We start from the raw sequence: 1,296 nt of genomic DNA, 5'->3' as shown, positions 1-1,296 counted from the left end.
CGCCCAGACCGCCGCGTACGGCCACTTCGGCCGCGAGCTGCCGGACTTCACCTGGGAGCGCACCGACCGCGTCGACGCGCTGAAGGCGGCCGTCGAAGCCGCGGTCCCGGGTCAGGCGATCGAACCGGGGCCTTGAAATGCGCATCGCGGTCACGGGTTCGATTGCCACCGACCATCTGATGACCTTCCCGGGTCGCTTCACGGACCAGCTGCTCGCCGATCAGCTCTCGTGCGTCTCCCTCTCGTTCCTGGTGGACGCGCTCGAGGTGCGCCGGGGCGGGGTGGCCGCCAACATCGCCTTCGGCCTGGGCCAGCTCGGCCTGGAGCCCGTGCTGGTCGGGTCCGTGGGCAATGACTTCGCGGAGTACGACGCTTGGCTGACGGCCCACGGCGTCGACACCTGTGGCGTCCGGATCTGCTCCGAGAAACAGACCGCCCGCTTCATGTGCATCACCGATCTGGACGCCAACCAGATCGCCGCCTTCTACACGGGCGCCATGCAAGAGGCCGCCGAGATCGACCTGAGTCAGCTGGCCCGCACCAAGGGCCAGCCCGATCTGGTGCTGATCTGCGCCAACGACCCGTCAGCAATGCTCCTCCACACGGCGCACTGCCGTGACGCGGGCGTTCCCTTCGCCGCGGACCCGTCGCAGCAGCTCGCCCGGATGAGTTCGACCGAGACCCGGGACCTGATCCGGGGAGCGCGTTGGCTCTTCAGCAACGAGTACGAAGCGGCGCTGCTGCTGGAGCGCACCGGTTGGAGCCGGGACGAGGTCCTGAACCACGTCGGGACATGGGTCACCACCCTCGGCGAACGGGGGGTGCGCATCGACCAGCGGGGCCGGACGCCGCTGTCCGTCCCTGCCGTCCAGAGTGTCACCGTCGTCGATCCCACCGGAGTGGGCGACGCGTTCCGGGCGGGTTTCCTCACGGGCGTGGGCAGGGGGCTTGCGCTGGAGTCGGCGGCCCAGCTGGGCTGTGTGCTGGCCGCCGAGGCGCTGGGGGGCATCGGCCCGCAGTCCTACTCCGTGGACCACGATCGGTTGATCTCCGCGGCCGAACGCGCTTACGGCGTCCAGGCAGCGCATCGGATGGGCGCCGGCTTGCTCATCACGGCCTCCGGGAACACCGCGTGATGCCCACCGTCCAGCAGGAGCGCGCTGATGCGTTGCGTGAGGCCCTCGCCACTCGTGTCGTGGTGGCCGATGGGGCGATGGGCACGATGTTGCAGGCGCAGGATCCGTCGTTGGAGGACTTCCAGCAGTTGGAGGGCTGCAACGAGGTTCTGAACGTCAC

Annotated in this window: 1 protein-coding gene; it reads left to right on the top strand. The window is 69.3% G+C overall.

Features of this window, described 5'->3' with window-relative positions:
• Positions 1–137 precede the first annotated feature (137 nt).
• The gene (locus ACFY00_RS38130) at positions 138–1,136 is read left to right on the top strand and encodes a carbohydrate kinase family protein (protein WP_388038884.1); all 999 of its coding nucleotides are present in this window, start codon (positions 138–140) and stop codon (positions 1,134–1,136) included.
• Positions 1,137–1,296: the final 160 nt, after the last annotated feature.

The sequence above is a fragment of the Kitasatospora sp. NPDC001540 genome (assembly GCF_042894345.1).
Lineage (GTDB): Bacteria > Actinomycetota > Actinomycetes > Streptomycetales > Streptomycetaceae > Kitasatospora > Kitasatospora phosalacinea_C.
Note: the sequence above shows the minus strand (reverse complement) of the source record. Positions and strands in the feature narration are given on the sequence as shown.